This window comes from Hongsoonwoonella zoysiae, assembly GCF_013266695.1.
GTDB lineage: Bacteria > Pseudomonadota > Alphaproteobacteria > Rhizobiales > Stappiaceae > Hongsoonwoonella > Hongsoonwoonella zoysiae.
In genome coordinates this window covers 1,425,192-1,452,032 of record NZ_JABRXF010000001.1, presented here as the reverse complement: position 1 = coordinate 1,452,032, position 26,841 = coordinate 1,425,192, and the positions used below count along the sequence as shown (strand labels likewise).

General features: G+C 62.1%; 28 protein-coding genes and 1 other RNA gene. 15 read left to right on the top strand and 14 right to left on the bottom strand.

Annotation, left to right across the window (positions count from 1 at the left end; translation table 11 throughout):
* Nucleotides 1-104: 104 nt before the first annotated feature.
* From ybgC to ruvC, 4 genes are read right to left on the bottom strand one after another with little or no spacing between them, the layout of a single operon-like run.
* Complete coding sequence (ybgC, locus tag HPQ64_RS06780) at nt 105-572, bottom strand: tol-pal system-associated acyl-CoA thioesterase (RefSeq protein ID WP_172887564.1); 468 nt, start codon at nt 570-572, stop codon at nt 105-107.
* The gene (ruvB, locus tag HPQ64_RS06775) at nt 562-1,602 is read right to left on the bottom strand and encodes a Holliday junction branch migration DNA helicase RuvB (RefSeq protein WP_172887562.1); all 1,041 of its coding nucleotides are present in this window, start codon (nt 1,600-1,602) and stop codon (nt 562-564) included. The genes ybgC and ruvB overlap by 11 nt, the downstream gene beginning before the upstream one ends.
* Nucleotides 1,599-2,216 (bottom strand): Holliday junction branch migration protein RuvA, encoded by a 618-nt coding sequence (ruvA, locus tag HPQ64_RS06770; RefSeq protein ID WP_172887561.1) that lies wholly within the window; start codon nt 2,214-2,216, stop codon nt 1,599-1,601. The genes ruvB and ruvA overlap by 4 nt, the downstream gene beginning before the upstream one ends.
* A complete protein-coding gene (gene ruvC / locus HPQ64_RS06765; protein WP_172887559.1) occupies nt 2,213-2,734 on the bottom strand; it encodes a crossover junction endodeoxyribonuclease RuvC in 522 nt (173 codons plus the stop codon). Before ruvC ends, ruvA begins: the two co-directional genes overlap by 4 nt.
* Before the next feature lie 126 nt (nt 2,735-2,860).
* Here ruvC and HPQ64_RS06760 point away from each other — a divergent pair, with 126 nt between their 5' ends.
* Entirely contained in the window at nt 2,861-3,634 is a 774-nt protein-coding gene (locus HPQ64_RS06760; protein ID WP_172887557.1) for a sulfite exporter TauE/SafE family protein, read from the top strand.
* Nucleotides 3,635-3,653: 19 nt separating this feature from the next.
* On the opposite strand, the gene HPQ64_RS06755 is transcribed toward HPQ64_RS06760, so the two are convergent.
* From HPQ64_RS06755 to HPQ64_RS06725, 7 genes are all read right to left on the bottom strand, one after another.
* Nucleotides 3,654-5,003, bottom strand: a complete 1,350-nt coding sequence (locus HPQ64_RS06755) for a globin-coupled sensor protein (RefSeq protein ID WP_172887555.1) — start codon at nt 5,001-5,003, stop codon at nt 3,654-3,656.
* Between the two features lie 265 nt (nt 5,004-5,268).
* Nucleotides 5,269-6,018, bottom strand: coding sequence for a YebC/PmpR family DNA-binding transcriptional regulator (locus HPQ64_RS06750; RefSeq protein WP_172887553.1), 750 nt, complete (start codon nt 6,016-6,018; stop codon nt 5,269-5,271).
* A gap of 136 nt (nt 6,019-6,154) precedes the next feature.
* Complete coding sequence (locus HPQ64_RS06745; RefSeq protein ID WP_172887551.1) at nt 6,155-6,985, bottom strand: TIGR00282 family metallophosphoesterase; 831 nt, start codon at nt 6,983-6,985, stop codon at nt 6,155-6,157.
* Between the two features lie 10 nt (nt 6,986-6,995).
* Nucleotides 6,996-7,577, bottom strand: coding sequence for a 5-formyltetrahydrofolate cyclo-ligase (locus tag HPQ64_RS06740; RefSeq protein WP_172887550.1), 582 nt, complete (start codon nt 7,575-7,577; stop codon nt 6,996-6,998).
* Between the two features lie 159 nt (nt 7,578-7,736).
* A non-coding RNA gene (ssrS, locus tag HPQ64_RS06735) (6S RNA) lies at nt 7,737-7,893 on the bottom strand.
* Between the two features lie 105 nt (nt 7,894-7,998).
* Nucleotides 7,999-8,370 (bottom strand): cell division protein ZapA, encoded by a 372-nt coding sequence (locus HPQ64_RS06730; RefSeq protein ID WP_172887548.1) that lies wholly within the window; start codon nt 8,368-8,370, stop codon nt 7,999-8,001.
* A 6-nt stretch (nt 8,371-8,376) separates the two neighbouring features.
* Nucleotides 8,377-8,670, bottom strand: a complete 294-nt coding sequence (locus HPQ64_RS06725) for a DUF4164 domain-containing protein (RefSeq protein WP_172887547.1) — start codon at nt 8,668-8,670, stop codon at nt 8,377-8,379.
* 436 nt (nt 8,671-9,106) lie between these two features.
* Here HPQ64_RS06725 and tkt point away from each other — a divergent pair, with 436 nt between their 5' ends.
* The 11 genes from tkt to HPQ64_RS06670 all read left to right on the top strand — a co-directional run bounded on the left by tkt (nt 9,107) and on the right by HPQ64_RS06670 (nt 20,863).
* Nucleotides 9,107-11,107 carry a transketolase gene (gene tkt / locus HPQ64_RS06720; protein WP_172887545.1) on the top strand — a complete coding sequence of 667 codons (2,001 nt, stop codon included), beginning with the start codon at nt 9,107-9,109 and terminating at the stop codon, nt 11,105-11,107.
* A gap of 152 nt (nt 11,108-11,259) precedes the next feature.
* A complete protein-coding gene (gene gap, locus HPQ64_RS06715) occupies nt 11,260-12,267 on the top strand; it encodes a type I glyceraldehyde-3-phosphate dehydrogenase (RefSeq protein WP_172887544.1) in 1,008 nt (335 codons plus the stop codon).
* Nucleotides 12,268-12,384: 117 nt separating this feature from the next.
* Nucleotides 12,385-13,572, top strand: coding sequence for a phosphoglycerate kinase (locus tag HPQ64_RS06710; RefSeq protein ID WP_172887542.1), 1,188 nt, complete (start codon nt 12,385-12,387; stop codon nt 13,570-13,572).
* A 173-nt stretch (nt 13,573-13,745) separates the two neighbouring features.
* Nucleotides 13,746-14,810 (top strand): class II fructose-bisphosphate aldolase, encoded by a 1,065-nt coding sequence (gene fba / locus HPQ64_RS06705; protein ID WP_172887540.1) that lies wholly within the window; start codon nt 13,746-13,748, stop codon nt 14,808-14,810.
* A gap of 132 nt (nt 14,811-14,942) precedes the next feature.
* Nucleotides 14,943-15,611 carry a thiamine phosphate synthase gene (locus HPQ64_RS06700; RefSeq protein ID WP_172887538.1) on the top strand — a complete coding sequence of 223 codons (669 nt, stop codon included), beginning with the start codon at nt 14,943-14,945 and terminating at the stop codon, nt 15,609-15,611.
* Entirely contained in the window at nt 15,611-16,693 is a 1,083-nt protein-coding gene (locus HPQ64_RS06695; protein WP_172887537.1) for a tetratricopeptide repeat protein, read from the top strand. Before HPQ64_RS06700 ends, HPQ64_RS06695 begins: the two co-directional genes overlap by 1 nt.
* 189 nt (nt 16,694-16,882) lie before the next feature.
* A complete protein-coding gene (gene efp, locus HPQ64_RS06690) occupies nt 16,883-17,446 on the top strand; it encodes an elongation factor P (RefSeq protein ID WP_172887535.1) in 564 nt (187 codons plus the stop codon).
* Nucleotides 17,447-17,547: 101 nt separating this feature from the next.
* Nucleotides 17,548-18,342 carry an inositol monophosphatase family protein gene (locus HPQ64_RS06685; protein WP_172887534.1) on the top strand — a complete coding sequence of 265 codons (795 nt, stop codon included), beginning with the start codon at nt 17,548-17,550 and terminating at the stop codon, nt 18,340-18,342.
* 138 nt (nt 18,343-18,480) lie between these two features.
* The gene (locus HPQ64_RS06680) at nt 18,481-19,470 is read left to right on the top strand and encodes a flagellar motor protein MotA (RefSeq protein ID WP_172887532.1); all 990 of its coding nucleotides are present in this window, start codon (nt 18,481-18,483) and stop codon (nt 19,468-19,470) included.
* 6 nt (nt 19,471-19,476) lie between these two features.
* Nucleotides 19,477-20,508 carry a peptidoglycan -binding protein gene (locus HPQ64_RS06675; protein WP_172887531.1) on the top strand — a complete coding sequence of 344 codons (1,032 nt, stop codon included), beginning with the start codon at nt 19,477-19,479 and terminating at the stop codon, nt 20,506-20,508.
* A gap of 103 nt (nt 20,509-20,611) precedes the next feature.
* Nucleotides 20,612-20,863 carry a DUF1272 domain-containing protein gene (locus HPQ64_RS06670; protein ID WP_172887530.1) on the top strand — a complete coding sequence of 84 codons (252 nt, stop codon included), beginning with the start codon at nt 20,612-20,614 and terminating at the stop codon, nt 20,861-20,863.
* 66 nt (nt 20,864-20,929) lie between these two features.
* On the opposite strand, the gene HPQ64_RS06665 is transcribed toward HPQ64_RS06670, so the two are convergent.
* Nucleotides 20,930-21,667 (bottom strand): DUF1013 domain-containing protein, encoded by a 738-nt coding sequence (locus HPQ64_RS06665; RefSeq protein ID WP_172887529.1) that lies wholly within the window; start codon nt 21,665-21,667, stop codon nt 20,930-20,932.
* A gap of 156 nt (nt 21,668-21,823) precedes the next feature.
* Nucleotides 21,824-22,822, bottom strand: a complete 999-nt coding sequence (locus HPQ64_RS06660) for an NAD(P)H-quinone oxidoreductase (protein ID WP_172887528.1) — start codon at nt 22,820-22,822, stop codon at nt 21,824-21,826.
* A 226-nt stretch (nt 22,823-23,048) separates the two neighbouring features.
* Here HPQ64_RS06660 and HPQ64_RS06655 point away from each other — a divergent pair, with 226 nt between their 5' ends.
* Both HPQ64_RS06655 and rcdA read left to right on the top strand, forming a co-directional pair.
* A complete protein-coding gene (locus HPQ64_RS06655; RefSeq protein WP_172887527.1) occupies nt 23,049-23,246 on the top strand; it encodes a DUF1192 domain-containing protein in 198 nt (65 codons plus the stop codon).
* A gap of 456 nt (nt 23,247-23,702) precedes the next feature.
* A complete protein-coding gene (rcdA, locus tag HPQ64_RS06650) occupies nt 23,703-24,245 on the top strand; it encodes a protease adaptor protein RcdA (protein WP_172887526.1) in 543 nt (180 codons plus the stop codon).
* Nucleotides 24,246-24,328: 83 nt separating this feature from the next.
* On the opposite strand, the gene rpmE is transcribed toward rcdA, so the two are convergent.
* Complete coding sequence (gene rpmE / locus HPQ64_RS06645; protein ID WP_172887525.1) at nt 24,329-24,553, bottom strand: 50S ribosomal protein L31; 225 nt, start codon at nt 24,551-24,553, stop codon at nt 24,329-24,331.
* 383 nt (nt 24,554-24,936) lie between these two features.
* On the opposite strand from rpmE, the gene HPQ64_RS06640 reads away from it, so the two are divergent.
* Nucleotides 24,937-26,763 carry an ABC transporter transmembrane domain-containing protein gene (locus tag HPQ64_RS06640; RefSeq protein WP_210260115.1) on the top strand — a complete coding sequence of 609 codons (1,827 nt, stop codon included), beginning with the start codon at nt 24,937-24,939 and terminating at the stop codon, nt 26,761-26,763.
* Nucleotides 26,764-26,841 lie beyond the last annotated feature (78 nt).

Here is a 26,841-nt window from a genome sequence, read left to right as displayed (position 1 = left end):
ACAATGCGTTGCAGCAGGTGCCGCAAACAGCACCGAACGGGCTTCCGGACAGTGGATCGCGATAATTGCGGCATTTGCCGGCCGAGGAACGGAAGGCCGCCTTCTCAGGTTGCGGCCGAAAGCCGCGCCGCGATTTCCCCATGCAGGCGACGAGGCTTTCCTTCGCGCGAGATAACGGCAACCTCGACAAGCGCCGACAAGAGAACATCATCCTGCCGGCGCACGGACTGCGCGAGCCTCAAGCGCGCGCCCCGCGCTTCCTCGCAGGCTGTCACAATTTCGAGAACATCGTCGATGCGCGCAGGTTTCAGAAAGTCCAGCTCCATGCGGCGGACGGCAAAGACGAGCGGCTCGCCGTAGCGCCCGGCCTCCAGCTCACGGTGGTGAACGCCGCAAAGCCTCAGGAAATCCGACCGGCCACGCTCCATGAATTTCAGATAGGCCGCGTGATAGACAATGCCGGTAAAATCCGTGTCCTCGTAATAAACGCGAACAGGAAGGACGTGACCTTGACCGGTCAGCCTGCCCGCGAGATCCGGCCAGGCCTGCTCTCCCCCACCTTCAGTCTTCATCGGCAAACAGCCCCATCTGCGGCGCGGTCGTGGTTTGCGGCATGGCCAGGCCCAGATGCCTGAACGCAAGGGCTGTGAGAATGCGCCCGCGCGGGGTCCGCTGCAGATAACCGTTCTGGATGAGATAGGGCTCGACGATTTCCTCGATCGCGTCGCGCGGTTCCGAAAGGGCGGCCGCGATCGTCTCGATACCGACCGGACCTCCACCGAAATTGACGGCGATCTGCGTGAGATATCTCCGGTCGAGTTGATCGAGGCCGGCGCCATCGACCTCAAGCTGCGTCAACGCGCGGTCGGCGATCTCCGCCGTCACCTGCCCGTCGCCTGCGACGATGGCGAAATCGCGCACGCGCCGCAGAAGACGCCCGGCGATCCTCGGCGTGCCGCGCGAGCGTTTGGCGATTTCCGAAGCACCGTCGTCGGTCATCGAAAGGCCCAGGATACGCGCGCCGCGCCGGACGATGAACTCAAGCTCTTCGGTCGTGTAGAACTGAAGCCTGACGGGAATGCCGAAACGATCCCGCAGCGGCGTCGTCAAGAGGCCAAGCCGCGTCGTGGCGGCGACAAGCGTGAATTTCGCGAGGTCGATCTTGACGGAGCGCGCCGCCGGACCCTCACCGATGATCAGGTCGAGCTGGAAATCCTCCATCGCCGGATAGAGCACTTCCTCCACCGCCGGATTGAGACGGTGGATTTCGTCGATGAACAATACGTCGCGCTCTTCGAGGTTCGTCAGCAGCGCCGCAAGATCGCCCGCCTTGGCAATCACCGGACCGGAGGTCGCGCGGAAGTTCACCCCGAGCTCGCGCGCCATGATCTGCGCAAGCGTCGTCTTGCCAAGCCCCGGAGGCCCGACGAAAAGCACATGATCCAGCGCCTCGCCGCGCGCCTTCGCCGCCTCGATGAAGATCTTGAGGTTGGCGCGCGCCTGCTTCTGGCCGATAAACTCGTCAAGCACCTGCGGGCGCATGGTGGTGTCGATCTCATCGCCGCGCATCTCGGGGCTGACGAGGCGCTCGCCGCCGGTCATGTCGAAAGCTCCTTGAGGCCCTGACGGATCAGCGTTTCAGCGCCGGCCCCGTTGCCGGCGGAGGCGAGCGCCTTTGCGACCGCGTTCGTAGCCTGGATCTGGGAATAGCCCAGATTGACGAGAGCCGAAACCGCATCGCGAACCGCATCGGGGGCGGAGGACACATTTTCATCCGGCGCGATCACCGAAATTCCGGGATCCGCGATGGCAAAGGCCGGCGTCTTTTCCTTCAACTCCGAGATGATGCGCTCGGCCACACGCTTGCCGACGCCCGGCGCGCGGGAAATCGTCGCCTTGTCGCCAAGCGCGATCGCATTGGCGATTTCCGAAGCTCTCAGGACACCCAGAACGCCAAGCGCCACCTTGGCGCCCACGCCCTGAACCGTCATGAGCAGGCGAAACCATTCGCGCTCCGCTTCGGCTGCGAAGCCGTAAAGCCGGATCAGATCCTCGCGCACCATGGTTTCGATGAACAAAACCGCGGCCTCTCCGACGCCAGGCAGCATCTGCAGCGTCCGCGACGGACAGTAAACCAGATAACCGACGCCATGAACGTCGAGGATCAGATGATCGTCGCCGTAGCTGTCGACCGTTCCCTTGAGCTTGCCGATCATGAGGGAAGCACTCCCGCCTGCCTCAGCCTTGCCGCCGGCGTGCTGCGATGCTGGGCGTGGCAGATTGCTATGGCAAGCGCATCCGCCGCGTCGTCGGAGTTGAAAGTTGCCTTCGGCATCAGCACCTTCACCATGGTGCGGATCTGCTCCTTTTCCGCATGCCCGGTGCCCACGACCGTCTTCTTGACGAGGTTCGGTGCGTATTCGCACACGTTGAGGCCAAATAAAGCGGGCACGAGCATGGCGACACCACGCGCCTGGCCGAGCTTCAGCGTCGCCCCGGCGTCCTTGTTGACGAAGGTCAGTTCCACGGCGGCCTCGCCCGGATCGTACCGGTCGATCACCTCCTTCAGCCCGTCATGAAGCTGGCGCAGACGGTCGGCGAGGTCGCGGCGATTGTCGGAAGTTACCGTACCTGACGAAATGAAGGAAAGACGGTTGCCGATAGCCTCGATCACGCCCCAGCCGGTCCGGCGGAGGCCCGGGTCGATACCGAGTATGCGAATCGCATGATCCATAGAACAAAGCGGTAACGCCAAAATGCCGTTGACGCCAGCAAACTCACGGCTATCCTCGCCCAAATCCCCCGTTTTCGGCCCTGCGAAAGCTTGCTCCACGGCCGGATTTCCAAGACAAGGCTTTTCATGACCGAATTTTTCGGCGAGCTCGACGGGCTCGGCATTTTCATCGTCATTTTCGCAATTGCCGTTGGCGGGCTCGTGCGCGGTTTTTCAGGATTCGGCGCGGGAATGATCATCATGCCGATCGCTTCGACGGTGATTGATCCGCGCCTGGCGGCGGCAACGCTCCTCGTCATTGACAGTTTCATAACCCTTCCGATCGTCGTGCGCTCGGTCAGGATCTGCAACTGGAAGACCGTTCTACCCGCCGTCATCGGTGCGGCACTTTTCGTACCCACCGGGGCTTACATCCTTGCCGTCGCAGAACCCTTGGCGGTACGCTGGTCGATCACGATAATCGCCACCATGCTTCTGGCGCTTCTTCTGTCAGGCTGGCGCTACAAGGGCACGCCGAAAGCGCCCATCTCGTTCGGCGTCGGCGTCAGTTCCGGCTTTCTGGGCGGGGTCAGCCAACTTGCCGGCCCGCCGATGGTGGCATTTTGGCTATCGGGCCCGGAACCGCCCTTCATAATCCGCGCCAACCTTATGGTGTTTTTCGCATTCGCAAGCGCGATGACCTACATTGCCTATGCCGTGAACGGTTTCTTCACAGGCGAGGTGCTGAGGCTCCTCGTGCTTGCGGTGCCCGCATACGGGTTCACGATCTATCTCGGATCGCGGGGCTTCGGCAAGGTCGATCCGAAGATCTACCGTGCCGCCGCCTACTCGCTGATAGCGCTTGCCGTAATCTCCAGCATGCCGGTTTTCGACGGCGTCCTGCGCGCATCCGGTCAGTAAGACATGCGCAGGCGCCTGCTCATGCGGCCTGGATCGAAGAGATGAAATCGCGCACTTGCGCCTTGAGCTTGTTCGCCTGCTCGGAAAGTCCGCCCGAGCATTCGCGAACCTGAGCGGAAACCGATCTGGTAGCGTCCACGCCATCGGCGATTGCCCGCATTCCCTCGGACACGTGGCTCGTCCCCTGCGAAGCAAGGGTGATGTTACGCGTGATCTCGTCGGTCGCGGCCCCCTGTTCTTCAACGGCGGCGGAAATCGCGGTCGAGATTTCATTCATGTTCTGAATGGTTTCGGTAATGCCTTCGATGGAAGCGGCCGATTCCGTCGTCGCCGACTGGATTTCGCCGATCTGGGCGGCGATTTCCGCAGTTGCCTTGGAGGTCTGCTCGGCAAGACCCTTCACTTCCGAGGCGACTACCGCGAACCCCTTGCCTGCTTCCCCGGCACGGGCGGCCTCGATGGTGGCATTGAGCGCGAGAAGGTTCGTCTGACCGGCGATGTCACTGATAAGGTTGACGATATCCCCGATCTTCTGCGAAGCGGCCGTCAGCGAGCGGATCTTTTCGTTCGACTTGGCAGCCTCCTCCACGGCGGAGGTCGAAATCTGGCTTGCCTCCCTCACCTGACGGGCGATCTCGCGGACGCTGGCCGAAAGCTCTTCCGCCGCCGAGGCAACCGTCTGGACGTTCGACGCGGCATCGCCGGCTGCCGTATTGGCCGCCGCGGCATGGCTTGTCGCGTCTTCCGCAACCGTGCCCAGACTGTCCGACACCGCGTCCAGTTCGCCGATCTTTTCCACCACCGCATCGGCAATCGTGCCGACGGCGGCATCGAATTGCGCGGCGAGTTTATCCAGCGTCTGGCGGCGGTGCCGCTCGCCCGCATCAAGGTAAACGGAAAGCGCCAGCTCCATATCGAGCAAGGACGCCTTGACGATCGCCGACTGAATACGGGCAAGCTTTTCCGCATTACCGCGCTTGAAGAAGCCGGCCCCCTTCGACAAGGCAATTTCCTCGATCAGGCCGCTCATCATGAAGTTGTAGCCGCCGATATACCAGCGCGGCCCGAGCCCCAGCTTGTCGTGTACTTCGCCGATACGCGTTACCGAGGAAACATAGGCTTCGTCAAACTTGCCCTCCACGATGAGCGTCCAGTGGCGAAGCTGCATGTCCCGCGCATGCTCCATGTGGGACTTGTCCTTGAAAAGCCGGGCCGTGTCCTCGAATTCCGCGACATGCCTGTAGAAACGTTCAAGAACCTTGGGAAGCGCCTCCAGAATGAGGGGCCTGGCCTCGCGAAGGGTGGCCTTCGTTTCCTCCGAAATCCGGTTGAAGGCGAGACGCTCCGCAATAGATTTTTGAGTGCTCATTGTTCCTCCGCAAGTGCCCTTGAATCGACAGTGGGCTGCTCCGGATCATGTATAGGTACGCAGTTCTTACCTTGTTCTAAACGCTTATCTTTTTACGAAACGAAACTTTAAGCATGCCGGGAGACTGTTTCGGCTGGAGACCGCACCTTTGCGCGATCCCGGCCGGCGGGATCGCGGGTCAATCACCAAAAAATGATGCATAGGCAATAAAAAAGGGCGCATCAGCACGCGCCCCCTTCCGGTTTCACGCAGTCAACCGACCACGTCAGGCGGCGGTCAGGCTTTCCATCGTTTCCGCATCGATGTCGTAATTCGCATAGACGTTCTGGACGTCGTCATCGTCGTCGAGCAGCGCGAGCAGCTTGAGCATCGTCTGTGCCTTGTCGGCATCGATCGGAGTGAGGGTCTGAGGCTTCCACACCGCGTTGATGGTTTCCGCCTCGCCCAGCGTCTCCTCGAGCGCCTTGGAAACATCGCCGAGGTTTTCGAAGCTGCAGGTGATGACGTGACCATCCCCGTCGGACTGGACATCGTCGGCGCCCGCCTCGATCCCGGCTTCCAGCACGGCTTCCGCGTCGCCCGCTTCCGGCTTGTAGACGATCTCTCCCACACGATCGAACATGAAGGCGACCGACCCGGTTTCGCCCATAGAGCCGCCGCACTTGGTGAAGTAGGACCGCACGTTCGATGCTGAGCGGTTGCGGTTGTCGGTCAGCGCCTCGACGATGACGGCAACGCCACCCGGGCCGTAGCCCTCGTAGCGGATTTCATCGTAATTGTCGCCGTCACCCGACTGAGACTTGTTGATCGCCCTTTGGATATTGTCCTTGGGCATGGACTGGGCCTTGGCGTTCTGGACCGCCAGCCTCAGGCGCGGGTTTGAGTCCACATCCGGCCCGCCCACCTTCGCGGCGACCGTGATTTCCTTGGAAAGCTTGGAGAAAAGCTTCGAGCGGGCCGCATCCTGCCGGCCCTTGCGGTGCATGATGTTCTTGAATTGTGAATGTCCGGCCATCTCGATTCTCGGCTCGTCTTTCCTTGTCCGTCTCTATATTCGGCCAGCTTATAAGCGCGACGGAAAATAAAATCCAGATATCGGCTTGTTCCGCCACCCGAAGAAGAACCGCCGGGCCCGGCCTTGTCCTGCCTGCCTATCGCGGCGCGGGCCAGAACGACGGCCAAGCGGGCGAAAGCCGCCCGCCGATCCTGAGCGGGGCAACGGCTGAGGCAAGCCCGCTCGTATCGTCCACCTCCACGGCGACGCCGCAAATGGTAGGCGTGCCCTGCGCGGGCTGGAAACGGCCGGACGGGATCTTCCGGATAAAACGGTTGACCGGCTCTTCCTTGTCCATGCCGATTACGGAATCATAATCGCCGCACATGCCCGCATCGGTGAGATACGCCGTGCCCCCCGGCAGGATCTGATGATCCGCCGTCGGAACGTGCGTATGGGTGCCGACCACAAGCGTCGCGCGTCCGTCCACGAAATGACCGAGCGCCTGTTTCTCGCTCGTCGCCTCGGCGTGAACGTCGATGACGACCGCATCCGCCACATCGCCCAGCGGACAGGCCGCCAGCGCCGCCTCGACGCCTGCGAAGGGATCGTCGAGACTGTCCATGAATATGCGGCCCATCACGTTCATCACCAAAACGCGCGCGCCGTTTCTCGCGGTAAAGAGGTTGATGCCGCGCCCCGGCGTTCCGGCAGGAAAATTGAGCGGCCTGAGCAGCCGCTCCTGACGTTCGATGAAGACCAGCGCCTCGCGCTGATCCCACACATGATTGCCCGTGGTGACGACATCGCCGCCTGCGTCGAGAATGTCTTGCACGATTTCCTCGGTAATGCCGAAACCGCGTGCGGCGTTTTCACCATTTACGATTACGAAGTCGAGGCGATTGTCCTCGACCAGCTGCGGCAAGGCTTCAAGGGCGGCGGTGCGGCCCGCGCGGCCGACGAGATCTCCGAGAAAAAGCAGGCGCATAACGGTCAGACTACTCCGGGCATTGGATCACGGCGCCCTCCGTCACGATGAAACGCAGCGGCTCGTCGTGGTCTTCGAAAGGCACTTCCTCCACCTCCTGTATGGAGAAAGCGATGCCGATGCAAATCGGATCGCCGGCGCGCCGAAGTTTCGCGATCGCCCTGTCGTAATATCCCTTGCCATAGCCTATTCGGTGGCCGCGCCGGTCGAACGCGGCAAGCGGGACCAGCATGACCTCGGGCAAAAGCACGGGCGCGGACGGCCCCGGCTCCACCGTGCCGAAGCCCGCGCTGACCAGTTCCGTCTCGCTGTCCAACCGCCTGAATTCAAGCTCGCCATCAACGATCGCAGGGAGGCAGAGAAGGTGCCCCCTGTCCGCAAGCATCTGCATCGTGGGACGAAGGTCGACCTCGTCGCGGATCGGCCAGAAACCAGAAACGACAGCGCCCGGCGGGATGTCAAGTTCGCCGATCCGCCCGGCAAGGGCGAGCGAGGCTTCTATGCGCTCCTCGGCGCAAAGCGTTCCCCGGCGCGCAAGCGCCTGCCTACGGACTTCCGCCTTTTTCGACTTGATTCCGGAAAGTGTCGTCACCTGCGTCTCCCGCGCCCGGATACGCCTGCCAAGCGGGCATGGCTTTTCGGCCGAAGCCTCGCAAGCAAGCGGCGGCGGGTCAATCGGTCCCCCGTCACGAAGTGGCGACGATGTGACGCGAAAGGAGGCGCCGGATCATTTGCGGACCGAATGGCAGGATGTGCAGCCGCCTCGACCGTCGGAGTTCGCAATCCCGGGAGACCTACATAAGTAGGTGGGCGCCGTTTTGCCCGAGACCACGGTCAAGGGCAGGGACAGCTCCCAAAGGATGCGTAAGGCCCCGAGAATATATCTCCAACGCGCCGCGCAGCCGCACCGGACGATCATATAGCTTCGAGCGGTGCCGAATGCCAGCGGTGAATCGTGACGTTTACCTGTGCGGAGATATGGCCGCCGGTTCCGGCGGATAACGGACGCGGATCTACTGGCGGCGAATTGACGCAGTAATATTTTCCGCAATCGCCTCGATGCGCTCAGAAGCATCGTTCAGCCCGTCCACAAGCTTTTTGCGGTCCTGCTCGATATCCTCTGCGAGCTCGGAACGGCCGTTGTGCAGCGACGAGTTCTCCTCCTGGAGCGCCTTCAGGCGGCGCTGCAGTTCGCTCAACTCATCCGTGACCATGATGCCGGCCATGACGGTGAGCCTGAGATCTCCGATTTCGCCGAAATTCTCGCGCAAGGTTTCGATGTAGCCGTCGAAACGTTTGGCAAGCTGCGTCAGCCTTTCCTCCTCGCCCTCGTCGCATGCCATGCGAAAGGCGCGGCCGTTTATCGTTACGGTGATTTGCGGCATCGCCGGTCAGCCTCCGTGCGCTTCCAGGACGGTGCGGATGGATTCCATCGCCGAGACGAGCCGGCGCGAAACTTCCCGGTTGGCTTCCTCCAGCCGGTTTGCGCGCGCTTCCGCCTTGTCCAGGGTTTCGGCAAGCTGGGAGCGGTCTTCTCCCAGGCGTTGCAGCTCGTCCTGCAAGGATCCCAGCGAAGTATCGGCATCGAGCCGCCGCTCCACCGCGCTTTCCAGTTTGGATATCGCCCGGGACAATCGCTCAAGCGAAGCGTCGACCGCTGGCGTCGCATCCGGATTTTCGCTCATTGCATCCTACTCAAGCGGGTTGAAGCCATATCCAAATTCCATTCGCGTTCGAGGGCGAAGCCGATCCGCCTTCGCCTTGTCTCCCGAAGTCCGCGACACCAGCAGCCTTATCGGAATTACCCAACGGCATAAACCTCAAGAATGCGCGATTCCCTTCCAATACGATAGATTCGGCGAAATTTAAGCGAAACTATCCGGCGACAGGAAAAACCGTCAACGGTCAACGGCGCTTCATGCAGCGGCAATGTTGTGGCGCTCGCCTGCCGTCGGGCTTTGTTGACTCGGGACACGTTCCTGATATGTGTCGTGGCGCCTGACGGAGCGGCCCCGGAATTCGCGGATTGCAGCGAACGATCCGGGTGCGACCGTTCACGCGAAGGCTGCGCTTCTTGACTTGTGACGACCGGCACCCGCCGGGCTGAGCGACGGATATTCGATGACCGATCTTGCCAAACACAATCGCATGGCCAATGCGATCCGTTTTCTTTCCGCCGATGCCGTAGAGAAGGCGAAATCGGGACATCCGGGCCTGCCCATGGGCATTGCCGATGTCGCGACCGTCCTTTTCGGGCAGTTCCTGAAATACGACCCGACAAAGCCCGACTGGCCGGATCGCGACCGTTTCGTGCTCTCCGCCGGCCACGGTTCGATGCTGCTTTATTCCGTCCACTATCTGCTGGGATCGGAAGATTTCACGATAGACCAGTTGAAGAATTTCCGGCAGCTCGGCTCTCTCACCGCGGGTCATCCCGAATACGGGCATGGCGCGGGTGTGGAGACGACCACCGGCCCGCTCGGCCAGGGTCTTGCCAACGCGGTCGGCATGGCCATCGCCGAGCGTCTCCTGTCGGAGGAATTCGGAACCGACCTCGTCGATCACCATACCTACGCGATCGTCGGCGACGGCTGCCTGATGGAAGGCATCAGCCAGGAGGCGATTTCGCTTGCCGGCCATCTGAAGCTCAAAAAGCTCATCGTCATCTGGGACGACAACGGCATTTCGATCGACGGCAAGGTTTCGCTCGCGGACAGCACCGATCAGATCGAGCGTTTCGAGGCGAGCGGCTGGGAAACGATCTCCATCGACGGTCACGATCCCGCGGCGATCGCCGCGGCCCTTGAAAGCGCGCGGAGCTCGGCCAAGCCGACGCTGATCGCCGCCAAGACCACGATCGGCTACGGCGCACCCAACAAGGGCGGCACGGAGAAGGTGCACGGCTCCCCGCTCGGCGCAGAGGAGCTGGAGGCGGCACGCAAGGCGCTTGGCTGGGACGCAGCCCCGTTCGAGGTTCCCTCCGACATCCTGGATTCCTGGCGCATCGCCGGCCTTCGCTCCGGCCAGGCGCGCAAGGAGTGGGAAAAGCGGCTGGCGGAAGCCGACAGCGAAGCGCGCGGCGAGTTCGAGCGCCGCATGCGCGGCGACCTTCCGGCAGGGCTCAATGGCGCGCTCGAAGCGCTGAAGAAAAAGCTCGCGGCCGAACAGCTGACGTCCGCGACCCGCAAGGCTTCCGAACAGATCCTCGGCACCATCAACGAGGTGGTGCCGGAAACCATCGGCGGTTCGGCCGACCTGACGGGTTCCAACAACACGAAGACCGGCCAGACGAAGTCCATCACGCCGGACGATTTTTCGGGGCGCTACATCCACTGGGGTATCCGCGAGCACGGCATGGCCGCCGCCATGAACGGCATGGCGCTCCACGGCGGCGTGATCCCCTATTCCGGCACGTTCCTGGTGTTCTCCGACTACGCGCGGCCCGCAATGCGCCTGTCCGCGCTGATGAAGCAGCGCGTCATCCACGTCATGACGCATGATTCCATCGGTCTTGGCGAGGATGGGCCGACCCATCAGCCGGTCGAGCATTACGCGGCGCTGCGCGCCATTCCCAATCTCAACTTTTTCCGGCCCGCGGACATCACCGAGACGCTGGAATGCTGGGAACTGGCGCTCAAGTCGCGCGAAACGCCGAGCGTTCTTGCCCTCACCCGCCAGAACCTCGGCTCGGTGCGCAAGACCTATGAAGCCGAAAACCTCTGCGCCCGTGGCGCCTATGTCATCGACGACAGCGCCGACGACCCGACTGTCACGATCTTCGCATCGGGCTCCGAAGTCGGCCTGGCGCTGGAAGCCAAGGCCCTTCTCGGCGCGGAAGGCATTCAGACCCGCGTCGTCTCCGTACCGTCTTTCGAGCTGTTCGAGGCGCAATCGGAAGACTACAAGGCCTCCATCGTCGGCAATTCGCCGGTGAAGATTGCCGTTGAAACCGGCATCCGCATGGGCTGGGACCGGTTCATCGGCTCGGACGGCATCTTCATCGGCATGAAAGGCTTCGGCGCGAGCGCGCCCTACCAGGCGCTTTACGAGCATTTCGGTATCACGAAGGAGGCCGTCGTCGCGGCGGCGAAGGCCCGTATTCACGAAAAGGTTGAAGGCTGAACTTCCGATTGGGCCTTGCGGCGGCTCGGATGAGGCGCGACACAGGCACCATATGTATGACGAATGCGAGGCATCCCGCCCGTTTTCGCGAGACCGTGCTGGCGGTACGGGGCGGGACGGCGAGCCGAGCAACAGAATGATGGGAGTTAAACATGGCGGTTAAGGTAGCGATCAACGGCTTCGGGCGCATCGGACGCAACGTTCTGCGCGCGATCATCGAAAGCGGCCGCACGGATATCGAAGTCGTCGCGATCAACGATCTCGGTCCGGTGGAAACGAATGCGCATCTCCTGCGTTACGATTCCGTTCATGGCCGCTTCCCCGCTACGGTGACGGTCGAAGGCGATTCGATCGACGTGGGCCGCGGGCCGATGAAGGTCACCGCCATCCGCGACCCGAAGGAACTGCCCTGGGGCGAGCTTGGCGTCGATATCGCGCTGGAATGCACCGGCATTTTCGTCACGCGCGAAAAGGCCGCCGTGCATCTGGAAAACGGGTCGAAGCGCGTGCTGGTCTCCGCCCCCGCCTCCGGCGCGGACAAGACGATCGTCTATGGCGTCAACGACGACACGCTGACCAGTGAAGATATCGTCGTTTCCAACGCCTCCTGCACGACGAACTGCCTCGCCACCACCGCACACGTATTGCACAACGCGGTCGGCATCGAGACGGGCTTCATGACGACCGTGCATTCCTACACGGGCGACCAGCCGACGCTCGACACGATGCACAAGGACCTTTACCGGGCGCGCGCCGCCGCCATGTCGATGATCCCGACCTCGACGGGTGCGGCCAAGGCGGTTGGCCTTGTCCTGCCGGACCTGGCCGGCAAGCTCGACGGCGTGTCGATCCGCGTTCCGACGCCCAACGTCTCGGTCATCGACTTCAAATTCATCGCCAAGCGCGACACCACGGCCGAAGAGCTCAACGCCGCCGTGCGCTCCGCCGTCGACGGGCCGATGAAGGAAACCTTCGGCTATACGGACGAGCCGAATGTCTCCATGGACTTCAACCATGATCCGCGCTCGTCGATCTTCCATCTCGACCAGACCAAGGTGATGGACAACCGTTTCTGCCGCGTCCTTGCCTGGTACGACAATGAATGGGGCTTCTCCAACCGCATGGGCGACACCGCCGTCGCGATGGCGAAGCTGATCTGAGCCGGCTCGATCAGGAAAGGCCCGTTCGAAAGAGCGGGCCTTTTGCTTTAAACTCGAATTTCTCCTGACCGGCCGGACGGACGATCCCGGCGACCTGTTTCCCTGCGGTGGACTGACATGACCTTCAAGACCCTCGACGACGCCGACCTCAAGGGCAAGCGTGTGCTGACCCGTGTCGACCTCAACGTGCCCATGGATGCCGGCATGGTGACGGACCACACTCGCATCGATCGCGTCTTGCCGACGATCCGCGAAATTTCGGAAAAAGGCGGCAAGGTCATCCTGATGGCGCATTTCGGCAGGCCGAAGGGCAAGGCGGTGCCGGAAATGAGCCTGCGCCCCGTGGCCCTGGCGCTTTCGGAGCGGATCGGAACGCCTGTGGGCTTCGTGGAAGATTGCATCGGCCCGGCCGCAAAATCCGCCGTCGACGGCATGTCGGACGGCGAGATCCTGCTTCTGGAAAACACCCGCTTCCACTCCGGCGAGGAAAAGAACGATCCGGAGTTCGTCGCGGCTCTTGCCGAAAACGGCGATGTTTTCGTCAATGACGCCTTTTCCGCCGCCCATCGCGCGCATGCGTCGACAGAAGGGCTTGCCCACCGCATGCCGGCCTTCGCCGGGCGCACGATGCAGGCCGAACTGGAGGCTCTGCAGCTTGCGCTTTCGACACCCGAACGTCCGGTTCTGGCCGTCGTCGGCGGGGCCAAGGTGTCTTCCAAGATCGACCTTCTGGAAAACCTCGTCGCCAGGGTGGACATGCTCGTCATCGGCGGCGGCATGGCCAATACGTTCCTCGCGGCGGAAGGCGTCAACGTCGGCAAGTCGCTTTGCGAGCACGACCTGAAGGATACCGCACGCGCGATCAAGGCGGCGGCGGAAAAATCCGGCTGCGAAATCGTACTGCCGGTCGATGCGGTCATCGCACGCGAATTCAAGGCGGGTGCGGCCAATGAGACCGTGCCGCTCGACGCGATACCGCAAGACGCCATGATCCTCGATGTCGGTCCGGCCTCCATCGAGCGTGTCGCCGCCAAGATCGACACCGCTAAAACGCTTGTGTGGAACGGGCCGCTCGGCGCATTCGAGATCGAGCCTTTCGACAAGGCGACGGTGGCCGCCGCACGCCATGCGGCGGAGCGAACGAAGGCGGGCGAACTGAAATCTGTCGCCGGCGGAGGAGACACCGTATCCGCGCTCAACCATGCGGGCGTGGCCGACGATTTCTCCTATGTCTCAACGGCAGGCGGCGCGTTCCTGGAGTGGCTCGAGGGCAAGGAACTGCCGGGCGTGACGGCCCTCGAATAGCAACATTCCATTTTTACGGGTAGACTCACGTCCATCTGGATTTCCGGGGCGAGCCGCTGGAAAAGCGGACACGGTAACTGCGCGTACAGGGTCTTGGACAGGACTGAACGCATTTCTGCTGCGTAGCTGCGAAATGCAGACTTCTGTTTACGATCTGAGGGAGACCAAAAGAAATGGCCCGCATCACCCTTCGTCAACTTCTCGATCACGCCGCCGAACACGACTACGGCGTTCCGGCTTTCAACATCAACAACATGGAGCAGGCGCTGTCGATCATGGCGGCCGCCAATTCCGTCGACGCTCCGGTGATCATCCAGGCGAGCCGCGGCGCGCGCGCCTATGCGCATGACGTCATGCTGCGCCACATGATGGACGCGGTCGTGGAAATCTATCCGCATATTCCCGTTTGCGTGCATCTCGACCATGGCAACAACCCCGCAACCTGCATGACGGCGATCCAGGCGGGTTTCACCTCCGTCATGATGGACGGCTCGCTCATGGAGGACGGCAAGACGCCCGCTGACTGGGATTACAACGTCGGCGTTACAAAGACCGTTTCGGACATGGCCCATCTTGGCGGAATTTCCGTGGAAGGCGAACTTGGCGTACTGGGCTCGCTGGAGACCGGAATGGGCGACAAGGAAGACGGCCATGGCGCGGAAGGCAAGCTCAGTCACGACCAGCTTCTGACGGATCCGGACGAGGCGGTGAAATTCGTGCGGGAGACGAAGGTCGACGCGCTCGCCATCGCCATGGGCACATCTCACGGCGCCTACAAGTTCACGCGCAAGCCGGACGGCGAAATCCTCGCAATGCACGTTATCGAGGAGATCCACCGCCGCCTGCCGGATACGCATCTGGTCATGCACGGCTCGTCATCCGTGCCGCAGGACCTGCAGGACATCATCAACAAATACGGCGGCGAGATACCCCAGACCTGGGGCGTGCCGGTGGAAGAAATCCAGCGCGGCATCAAGAACGGCGTGCGCAAGATCAACATCGACACCGACAACCGCATGGCCCTGACCGGTCAGATCCGCCGCATCCTTTCCGAGCATCCGGGCGAATTCGACCCGCGCAAGTATCTTAAGCCCGCAATGGAAGCCATGACGAAGCTTTGCGCCGAACGGCTGGAGCTTTTCAATACGGCCGGACAGGCGGGCAAGATCAAGCCTATCCCGCTGGCGGAAATGGCCAGGCGATACCAGTCGGGCGAACTCGATCCGAAGACCGACTGACGATCTGGGGCCTGTTGAATGGCCGAGGGGCTTGCGGGCCCCTCTTTTGCCCCCTTGCTCTCTTACGGTGGCCGTGACATCAACGCGTTAAGAAGTTAACGGGTCGGTTTACACACCGGGTTATCGCGTCCCATGGTGGGCGCAAGGGAGCTTGCCACATTGCATCCGCGTCTTTTTCTCATAACTCCCGCCTCCTATGAGGTCGAAGCCTTTCTTCCCGCGCTCGAAGACGCGCTTTCCGGCGGCGATGTCGCCACGCTTCTGATCGCGGGCAATGGGCTGGAGGAAAACGCGCTGCAGCGCATCGCGACGCGCGTCGTTCCGCTTGCCCAGAAATCGGACGTCGCGGTGCTGATCGAGAACAGCACGCGCGTTGCCGGCCGCGTCCATGCCGACGGCGTGCATTGCACGGCGCGGATCGAGGATGTGAAACTGGCCGTCGAAAGCTTCTCGCCTAAACTGATCGTCGGTGCGGGCGCGATTTTTTCACGCCATGAAGCCATGGAACTTGCCGAAACCGGCATCGACTATGTCTTCTTCGGCCGGATAGATCGGGAGGAAACGCCGGAAGCGCACCGCAAGACGCTTGATTTCTCCACCTGGTGGGCGGACCTTTTCGAGGTTCCTTGCGTTGCACTCGCCGGGACCGAAATGACCTCGGTCCGGGATTGCGCGGCAACCGGCGCCGATTTCGTCGCGGTTCGCGACGCCGTCTGGCAGCACCCGCAAGGCCCCGCGGCGGCGGTGCGCGAAGCGAATGCCATCCTCGAAGGGTTTGAGTTGCGCGAGGCCGAGGACTGATGCTCTTGCCGATGCGCCTCATCCCGGTCATTGCGCTTGCCGCAGCCCTCACCGTTTCGGCAAGCACGGGAACGACGGCGCAGACGGATGCGGCGCAAGAAACACAGAACCTGCCACCCGCCGAGGAGCGGGCGTCTGAAGAGCAGAAGCGACTTCCCCTTTTTCCAAGCCCGATCGATATCGCCCCACCCCTGCCCGTTGCCACCGATGGCGAAAATCGGGATTTCGCCTATGGCGCGTTTCAGCGCGGCTGGTATCTGACGGCCTTTTCCCTCGCCACGCCCCTTGCCGAGGCGGGAAATGCGCAATCGCAAACGCTGATTGGCGTGCTTTACGAAGCCGGATACGGCATTCCGCAGGACAAGGAGAAGGCGGCGAGCTGGTACGAACTGGCGACCAATGCAGGCGACAAGCGCGCCGCGGTTCGCCTTGCGCTGCTTTACCTTGCCGGGGACGGCGTGCCCCAGGACAAGGAAAAGGCCGGCGAGCTTTTCGAGATCGGGGCCGAGGCGGAGGTAACCGAAGCGATTTATAATCTTGCGGTGCTATACCAGTCCGGCGAGGGGCGGCCTTACAACCCCGGCCGCGCGCTTGAACTTCTGCAGAAAGCGGCCGAACTCGGGGATGCGGAGGCGCAATATTCCCTGGCGCTCGTTTTTCTGGAGGGAACGGAGGAGGAGCGCGACGAGCGGCGCGGCGCCTTCTGGATGGGCCGGGCCGCGCGGCGCGGTTACGTGCCGGCGCAAGTCTACTACGGCATCCTGCGGTTTCAGGGCCGTGGCGTCGACCCGAACGAGAGCGAAGCCGCCGACTGGTTCGAACGGGCGGCGCGCGCCGGCAACCCGGTCGCCATGAACCGCCTGGCGCGGATTTATTTTGCCGGACGCGGGCGCGGGGCCGACCCGGTGGAAGGGGCGAAATGGCACCTTCTTGCCCGCTCTGCCGGCGTGTCCGACCTGCAACTCGACGGCAGAATATCCTCCTTAAGCGCGGACGAGCGGAAAGAGGCGCGGGAGAAGGCGCAGGCATTCGGCCAGGTCATTCCGACTGCGGCGGGAGACCCGGCAGCCGAAAGCCCCTGACCTGCCATCGGCCCAAGCCGCGCATTTTGGCGATTTTGCTTGATCCCTGCCCGGTTTTGTGATGGACAGGCCCCGCGCAGGCCGCAACCTTCCCTATTTGCGCGACCTTTCTCGCCGCATGGGCCTTGCCACGCGCGCCGCCACATATGCCATCAGAATTCCGATCAAGACAACCGAACGGTCCCGCACATGAAAATCAACGGAAACGAAATCAAGCCCGGCAACGTGCTCCAGCATCAGGATACGCTGTGGGCCGTCGTCAAGGTCCAGCACGTGAAGCCCGGCAAGGGCGGCGCCTTCGCCCAGGTGGAGATGAAGAACCTTCTGGACGGGCGCAAGCTCAACGAACGTTTCCGTTCCGAAGACAAGGTCGAGCGCGTTCGCCTGGAGCAGAAGGACTTCCAGTACCTTTACACCCAGGACGAAATGCTGATCTTCATGGACACTGAAACCTACGAACAGCTTGAACTTCAGGCGGACTTCGTCGGCGACCGCGCAGCCTTCCTGCAGGACGGCATGATGGTGACCGTGGAACTGCACGAAGAGCGCCCGATCGGCATCACCCTGCCGCAGCATGTGACGCTCGAGATCACCGAGGCCGATGCCGTGGTCAAGGGGCAGACGCAGTCGTCTTCCTACAAACCCGCTCTTCTTGAAAACGGCGTCAAGGTCATGGTGCCGCCCTTCATCACGGCGGGCGAGAAGATCGTCGTCGACACCGAGGCGGTCGAATACGTGCGCCGGGCCGAGTGAACGCGCCGCGATACCATTTTCGCCGAGCGATCCGGCGCGGGCGACCGCTCGCGCCGGATGCCGTTTGAAGATCGATTAGGTACAAAGACAGGTTATTCGACATGGCGCGTTCCGCCCTTCTCAACGTGATGGTTCAGGCCGCGATGAAGGCAGGCCGCAGCCTCGCCCGCGACTTCGGCGAGGTTGAAAATCTCCAGGTTTCCCGAAAAGGGCCGAGCGACTTCGTTTCCGCGGCCGACCACAAGGCGGAAAAGATCGTGCGCGAGGAACTGCAGAAGGCGCGGCCCGGCTACGGCCTCCTGATGGAGGAATCCGGCGAGATCGAAGGCGAAGACCCTCAGCACCGCTGGATCGTGGACCCGCTCGACGGCACGACGAACTTCCTGCACGGCATTCCGATCTTCGGCGTTTCCATCGCGCTTGAACGGCAGGGCCAGATCGTCGCCGGAGTGATCTTCAACCCCGTCATGGACGAGCTTTTCACCGCCGAGCGCGGGCGCGGAGCCTATATGAACGACCGGCGCTTGAGGGTTGCGAGCCGCACCGCCCTGCCCGACTGCGTCATCGCGACCGGAATTCCCTTTCTCGGCAAGGGCGACCATGCGCGCTGCCTCAAGGAAATACGCCATGTCATGGGCGAGGTCGCGGGCATCCGCCGCTGCGGGGCCGCCGCGCTCGACCTCGCCTGGACGGCCGCCGGCCGCTTCGACGGGTACTGGGAACACGGCCTTAGCCCCTGGGATGTGGCCGCCGGAATGCTGATGGTCCGCGAGGCCGGCGGCTTCGTCACCGACCTCGCCGGACGGGACCGGATTTTCGAATCACAGTCGATCATTGCCGGCAACGAAAAGGTGCAAGGCGAGTTGCGCCGGCTGCTCGTTTCCGCCAACGCGTGAGGATTTACCGCCCATTTGCGCGCCAAACGGCGGTTTCCTCATGAATACGTTTCCAGATCGCCAGATTCCGGGTTTCCAGAGACAACGAAATCACGCTATCAAATGACCCACTGAAATCGGGGACCCAACCACAAGCTCATGGCACGCGACTACGATCCGTACAGCCTTTCCAGCCCGTGGGTTTACCTGTGGCGGATGATCATCTTCCTGGTCATCGCCGCCATGATCGCCCTGATCCTCTACAGGCAGATCGCAACCGCCTTCATGAGCAACCCGGGCCTCAACGGGCTCATCATCGGCGTCGGGCTGATCGGCATCATGTTGACGTTCCGACAGGTGATCAGGCTCTTTCCGGAGGTGTCCTGGGTCAACGGCTTTAGGATCGGCGATCCGGGGCTTGAGGTGCGCCGCCCGCCGGTGCTGTTGGCGCCGATGGCGACACTTCTCGGCAACAAGGTCGGCGAGATGACCTTGTCGACCTCAACCATGCGCTCGATCCTTGATTCCATCGGCACGCGCCTCGACGAAGCGCGCGAGATGGCGCGATATCTTACCGGACTTCTGGTCTTCCTCGGCCTGCTCGGTACTTTCTGGGGCCTTCTGCAGACGGTGAGCGCGGTGGGAGCGACCATCCAGTCGCTCGATGTCGGCTCGGGCGACGCGAACGTCATTTTCGAAGACCTGAAAGCCGGGCTTGAGGCGCCGCTGTCGGGCATGGGGACGGCGTTCTCGTCCTCGCTGTTCGGTCTGACGGGATCGCTGATCCTGGGCTTTCTCGATCTTCAGGCGGGCCAGGCGCAAAACCGTTTCTACAACGAGCTTGAGGACTGGCTGTCGACACTTACCGACATCGAGCCGGAGGAAGCCACGGCGGCCGCCGACAGTTCGGGCCTTCAGGCGTCGATCGACCAGCTTCGCCGCACGGTGCAGGAATCGAGCGGCGGTTCTTCACGAAATTCGGCGCTCGCCATGGCCAATCTGGCTGAAGGCATACAGGGGCTCGTGCAGCACGTGCGCTCCGAACAGCAGATGATGCGCGACTGGGCCGACGACCAGGCGGCCCAGCAAAAGCGCATCGAGGTTTTGCTGAAGACGCTGACGGACGCTTTCGAACGCGCAAAGGACTGACCGGGAATGGCTTCATCCCGCCTTCGACGCCGCGACACCAGGCCGGATTTCTGGCCGGGCTTCGTCGATGCGATGGCGACGCTGCTTCTCGTCATCATCTTCCTGCTGTCGATCTTCATGCTGGCGCAGTTTTTCCTGAGCCAGCAGCTTTCAGGCCGCGATACGGTCCTGAACCGGCTGAACGCCCAGATCAGCGAGCTGACCGAGCTGCTTGCGCTGGAACGCGCCGGCAAGCGCGACCTGCAGGACCAGATCGCCTCTTTGCAGCTGAGCCTCGGCGAGGCGTCGAACGAACGCGACCGGCTTCAGGGGCTTCTTTCCTCTTCCACCGATGCGGCCTCGCAGGCCGGCGGCCAGATCGCAATCCTGGAAGGCGAGATTGACGAGGAGCGCCAGGTCTCCCAGCGCGCGCTTGCCCAGGTCGAGATCCTGAACCAGCAGATCTCGGCGCTCCGCCGCCAGATCGCCGCTCTGGAGGCCGCGCTCGACGCGTCCGAGGAGCGCGATCAGGAAAGCCAGGCCAAGATCGCCGACCTTGGCCGCAGGCTCAATGTGGCGCTAGCCCAGCGCGTGCAGGAACTGTCGCGCTACCGCTCGGACTTCTTCGGGCGGTTGCGCGAGATCCTCTCGCAGCGCTCCGATATCCGCGTCGTGGGAGACCGTTTCGTCTTCCAGTCGGAGGTTCTGTTTCCCTCCGGCTCCGACCAGATCAACCCGGAAGGCCAGGAAGAGCTTGAGAAGCTTGCCGAAGCGATCTTGGAGCTTGATGCCCAGATTCCCGCTGAAATCAACTGGGTGCTGCGCGTCGACGGCCATACCGACAGCCGCCCCCTGTCGGGGACGGGACGGTTCCAGAACAACTGGCAGCTTTCGGCCGCCCGCGCGATCTCGGTCGTGCGCTACCTGATCGACCAGGGCGTGGACCCGAAGCGGCTTGTGGCCGCGGGCTTTGGGGAATTCCAGCCGCTTGACGAGGGCGAGAGCGACGAGGCGCTCGCCAGAAACCGCCGTATCGAGCTCAAGCTGACGGAGCGATAAAGGCTCAAGTGCCTCCCGCGATTGGCACCGCGAAAAGCTGCCGATCCGGTTCTTTTCCCGAAACAGCTCCTTCTGGCAACCTTCGAGTGAAGGAGAGACCGCGATGCTTGAGCTGCGCCCAAACTGCGAGTGCTGCAATAAGGACCTGCCGCCGGATTCGACGCAGGCCATGATCTGCACCTTCGAATGCACATTCTGCCGGAGTTGCGCTGAAGATATTCTTCAAGGCGCTTGCCCGAATTGCGGAGGCAATTTCTCGCCTCGCCCTATTCGCCCGGCGGCCCTTCTCGTGAAATATCCGCCTTCCTCCAAACGCGTCCATAAACCCGAAGGCTGCGCGAAGAAAGCCGGCTGAAAAAAAGAAAAGACCGCCGGAATAACCGGCGGCCTTCGAACTCTTCGAACCGGGAGCGAAAAGCGCTCAGCGCTGGTCTTCGTCCTCGTCGTCTTCGTCCGCGTCCGAACCACCTTTCAGCGAATTGAGCTTGGCGAAGACAGCGTCCGCATCGATCTCTTCTTCCTTGGGCTGCTTTTCGGCCGGCTTTGCGAATGCGGCCGCCATCGCGTCCTCGCTCGTCGTCTCGTCGGCGGGCAGCAGCGTATCCGCCGGAACCTCACCCTCGGGCCTGGGCGGAGCGTTCTTGGCAGCCTTCTCGACTTCCATATCGAGCTCTATCTGCGAGCAAAGACCGAGCGTTACGGGGTCGGACGGCGTCAGATTGGCCGAATTCCAGTGCGTGCGCTCGCGGATAGCCTGGATCGTCGGCTTGGTGGTACCGACGAGGCGCATGATCTGCGCATCCTTGAGCTCGGGATGGTTGCGCACGAGCCAGAGGATCGCGTTCGGGCGGTCCTGACGGCGCGAGACCGGCGTGTAGCGTGGCCCGCGGCGCTTTGTCTCAGGCACGCGCACCTTCCTGTCGGCAAGCTTCAGCTTCTCGCCCGGGTTGGCCTGCGCGCGCTCGATATCCTCGCGCGTCAGCTGTCCCGTCATGATCGGGTCCAGGCCCTTGATGCCTTGCGCGGCCTCGCCGTCGGCGATCGCCTTGACCTCGAGCGGGTGCAATTTGCAGAACGCCGCGATCTGATCGAAGCTCAGCGATGTATTGTCGACGAGCCAGACGGCGGTCGCCTTCGGCATGAGCGGCGTATTCGCCATCGTATGAAATCCTCCTGTGTTCTCTGCCGGCTGGCACGCTTTCGCGGGTGCCGAACAGAGGGCCACGTCCTATCGCAATGAAGGGAAGTAGAGTCTCTATACGCGTTTTGGACGGACAAATCAAACATCCGCTGCGTGACGGAAAAGCACTATCGCTCAAACGGTCAGGACGATCTTTCCGATATGGCCCGAGCTTTCCATGCGCGCATGCGCCTCTGCCGCGTCTTGCAGCGGAAAGCGCGAATCCATCACCGGGCGCACCTTGCCCGCCTCGATCAGCGGCCAGACATTCTCCTTGAGGTTTTGCGCAATCGCCGCCTTGAATGCGGCATCGCGCGCCCTCAGCGTCGAGCCCGTATGGATGAGCCGCTTGACCATCAACCTGGAGAAATTCACCTGCTCCGAGGGCCCATTCAGCGTCGCGATCTGGCAGATGCGCCCTTCCACCGCCGCAACCGTCCAGTTCTTTTCCACATAGTCGCCGCCGACCATGTCGAGAATAACATGCACACCGGCCTTGCCGGTAATCGACAGGATTTCGGAGACGAAATCCGTTGTGTTGTAGTTGATGACGTGATCGGCGCCGAGCGCTTCGGCCGCCTTTTTCTTCTCGTCCGACCCGACGGTGGTGAAGACCTCCGCCCCGAAGGCCTTGGCAAGCTGAATCGCCGTGGTGCCGATGCCGGATGTTCCCCCATGCACGAGAAACCGCTCGCCCGCCTTCAGGCCGACCCGGTCGAAGACATTCGTCCAGACGGTAAAGAAGGTTTCAGGCAAAGCCGCCGCCTCCTCCATCGTGAGGCCGGCGGGCACGGGCAAGGTATTGGTGTGATGGGCCACGCAATATTCGCCGTAGCCGCCGCCCTGCACGAGGGCAACCACCTTGTCGCCTTGCACGACGCCTTCAACCCCGTGCCCGAGCGAGACAACCTCGCCCGCGACCTCAAGGCCCAGAATGTCCGGCGCCCCCGGCGGCGGCGGATAATTTCCCATCCGCTGCAGGACATCCGGCCGGTTCACGCCCGCCGCGGCCACCTTGATCAGCACCTCGCCCTCACCGGGAGCGGGCACGGGCCGCTGCACGGCTTCAAGAACGTCAGGACCGCCCGGCGCGCTTGCAACGATTGCGGTCATCATACGGGGCGTGTCGGGCATGGTCGGTCTCCGAATGCGTCTTTCAAGCAAGACGATGAACGATTTCCAGGAACGTGGCACGCCAGTTCCTGCAGACGGATTTAGGCAATTCGTTCGCCGCTGACAATCGTGGCAAGCCGCGTTAATCTGAAGTGTTGGAGCGCACGCTCCAGTTTAATTACCCAAGGCATGATCGTGCGACCGGTTCCGGTCCGGACGCGCGGGATGTGCTCCAGGGAGGCTGGCGATGAAAGAACGCGACGACGACCTGCCCCTGATTTCACCCGGCGCCGAGATCCGCGTCGGCGAAGATCTGGCTCGCCTTTCGGTCAACGAACTTGACGAGAGGCTCAACGCTCTTGAGCTGGAGGTTGAGCGCGTGCGCAAGGAACGGGACAATCGGTCGGGAATAAGAGAAGCCGCTGACGCTATTTTCCGCAAATAACGCCGAAAAAATTATTCAATATTTACAATGAACAAGGCGTCCAACTCATCGGAAACAAGGTTGGTGTCTCAAAACAGGTCATTAAAATTTTATTTATTTACCAAATATTAAGCTTTCCAATTCATAACTATAGACATCCAGTTCATCTGGATACCGAGTGGCTCCTGTCCACTCTGTTTGACGCCTCCCTGTTAATGACTTCGAGCCGCGGTCTCCGCGGCTCTTTTTTTGTGCCTCGCAACGGTGTATCCAAGAAGTTCGGACGGTTCCGAAATCCGGGCAGGTTCGCATATGGCATGCGAATTGCGACGCTCCTCCCAAGCGATCGCCGATGACCTGATACGGGACATGTCCCTGAGAACGTGGACGGTTGTTCCGTTTTCGCAAGCCGGAAACGACCCGTTTCAGGAACGGCGCTCAAGAAAAGACAACGCCAGAGGAAGGTGCATCAGCCAGATGACGACGGATTTCATCAACCCAGGCACGTCCGCCCGTACGATTTCCTTTGCCGACCATCTTGCGAATTCCGAAACTTTCGAAGAACTCTACCGCGAAGGAATGGGGCTGGTGGAAGAAACAGCCGCCTATCTCGACGGCGAGGGCCGGACGGAATCGAAATCCCTGTCACGCACCGCATCGCTCACCTATGCGACCGAATCCATGCGCCTGACCACGCGGCTCATGCAGCTTGCCTCATGGCTTCTCCTGCAGCGCGCGGTAAAGGAAGGCGAAATGACCGTGGAGCAGGCCGGCAACGAGAAGAACAAGGTTCGGCTCGACAAGCTTTCCACGAGCCGCGGGGGACCGGGGTGGGACGAACTGCCCGAAAAGCTGCGCGAACTGATCGACCGTTCGCTGCGCCTTCAGGAGCGGATCGCACATCTGAACCGCATGCTCTTCGACCAGAAGCAGGCGGTTGAACAGGCAACGCAAGGCAATCCGCTGTCCCATCATCTCGACCGGATCAACCAGGCCTTCGGGCCCGGCGGCATCAACTGAAGATCGCCGCCGGCACCACGATAGGCAGGACAACAAAAAAACCCGGCTCGAAGGCCGGGTTTTCTTGTTCAGGGCACTTTGGCTCAGGAGCCGAGGAAGCCCGCATACTTGTTCTTGAAGCGAGAAACGCGGCCGCCACGGTCGAGAAGCTGGCGGTCGCCGCCCGTCCACGCCGGGTGCGTGCGCGGGTCGATGTCGAGGTGCAGCGTGTCGCCTTCCGCGCCGTATGTGGAACGCGTCTCGTATTCCGAGCCGTCCGTCATGACTACCTTGATCGTGTGGTAGTCGGGATGGATATCTTTTTTCATGGCCAGTCCTTTCCCGTGCCTTCGTGCGGTCGGAGCGTCCTCCGGTCCGGCTTGTTCAACCGCCACCGAAAATCCTTCCGGCCGCTCAGCGTTCGATCCCTCACTCCGCGCAATCTTTGACGCGACGATCCGGCCATACCGGAAATCCCGCGTGTTTCTGCCGATTTTCGCGAAACGAGAAAGGCCGCCATCCTCGCGCGAAGACGCGGCCCGAAACCTGCCGCACGGCTATACCTCAGCAAATGGCGTAAAACAAGTCTCGGTGTCCGCCGGGATGCTAGATTTAACGTCGATCAGACCCGAAGCGATTCGCCGCAGCTTCCCTTGAAGCGGCAATCTGCTATTCATCCGGGAACGGAAACGCAAGCAAACAGGATTTCAAATTGGCACGCTACGGATCCGAGAGTTCGCCTGAAGCGCCCCGCAGCCGTTCCGTACGTCCGCTTGCGGCACTCGGTCCCTATCTCGTGCGCTACAAGTCGCGCGTGGTCGCCGCGCTCTTCGCGCTTCTGGGGGCTGCGGCGACCACTCTGGTCCTGCCGATCGCAATCCGGCGGATGATCGACAACGGTTTCGGGACCGACGATCCGGCGCTGATCAACAATTATTTTTCGGTCCTCATCGTGGTGGTCGCGGCGCTGGCAACGTTCAGCGCGCTCAGGTACTACCTCGTCACATCGCTGGGTGAGCGGATCGTCGCCGATGTCAGGGCGGACGTCTTTTCGCATCTGACGCGGCTATCGCCCGCGTTTTTCGACAGGGCGAAGTCCGGCGAAATGGTTTCAAGGCTGACTGCCGACACCACGCAGGTGAAATCCGCCGTCGGCGCGTCCGCCTCCATCGCCATGCGCAACCTCGTGATGTTCCTTGGCGCCTCCACAATGATGGTGGTCACGAGCCCGCGTCTTTCCCTGGTGGTCCTGGGCGCGATCCCGGTCATCGTACTGCCGCTGATCGCATTCGGGCGCAGCGTGCGCAGGAAATCCCGCCATGCGCAGGACACGCTGGCCGATGCCTCCGCCTATGCTTCGGAATCGATCGGCGCGATCCGCACGCTGCAGGCCTTCACCAACGAAGGGCACGCCAGCCGCCGGTTTGCCGGCTCGGTGGAAGAAGCTTTCCGGGCCGCGCGCTCGGCGATCAGGGCACGCGCCTTCCTGACCGCTTTCGCCATATTCGTGATCGCCTCCAGCGTGGTTGCGGTGCTGTGGATCGGGGCGAGCGACGTCTTTTCCGGCCGTACGACGGCCGGCGAACTGGGCCAGTTCCTGCTCTATTCGATCTTCGCCGCCGGAGCGCTCGGCGAGCTCAGCCAGGTCTGGGGCGAAATTTCGCTGGCGGCGGGTGCCGCCGAGCGGCTGGCGGAAATCCTGAAGCTGGAGCCTGAGATCGCCGCGCCCGAAACCCCGGTGAAACTACCCGACCGGGTCACGGGCGCTGTGAAATTCGACGAGGTCTCCTTCACCTATCAGGGCAGCGGCGACGTTCCGGTGCTGCACGATGTGGCGCTTGACGTGAAACCGGGCGAAACGGTTGCCGTCGTCGGGCCCTCGGGAGCTGGCAAATCGACGCTATTTCATCTGTTGATGCGGTTTTACGACCCGACCGCAGGGCGCGTTTCCATCGATGGATTAGACCTCAGGTCCTGCGACCCGAAGGACGTGCGCGGCCAGATCGCGCTGGTGCCGCAGGATACGGTGGTTTTCGGCGCGACGGCGGCGGAAAACATCGCCTACGGAAGGACGGATGCCAGCCCTGAGGACATTCGAAAAGCGGCGGAAGCCGCTGCGGCGGACGACTTCATCTCCACCATGAAGGACGGATACGACACTGTGATCGGCGAGCGGGGCGTAACCCTTTCCGGCGGTCAACGCCAGCGCATCGCGATCGCCCGCGCAATCCTGAAGGATGCGCCGATCCTGCTGCTTGACGAAGCGACGAGCGCGCTGGACGCGGAAAGCGAAACGCTGGTGCAAACTGCGCTCGAGCGGCTGATGGAGGGGCGCACGACGCTGGTGATCGCGCACCGGCTGGCCACGGTTTTGAAGGCAGACCGGATCATCGTCATGGACGAAGGCCGGATCGTGGAGACGGGACGGCACGACGATCTGGTCGCCAAGGGCGGGCTTTACGCCAAGCTGGCGAAATTGCAGTTCGAAACCGGCGCGCAGGCCTTTAACGGAGAAAACGGCAGATCCGCTGCGGAATGACGCTCCGCGCGAAGCGGCGAGGAAAATTCCGGCAGGGGCGCAAAAAGGTTCAAAACGGGGTTTTTTCGCCGATTTTGA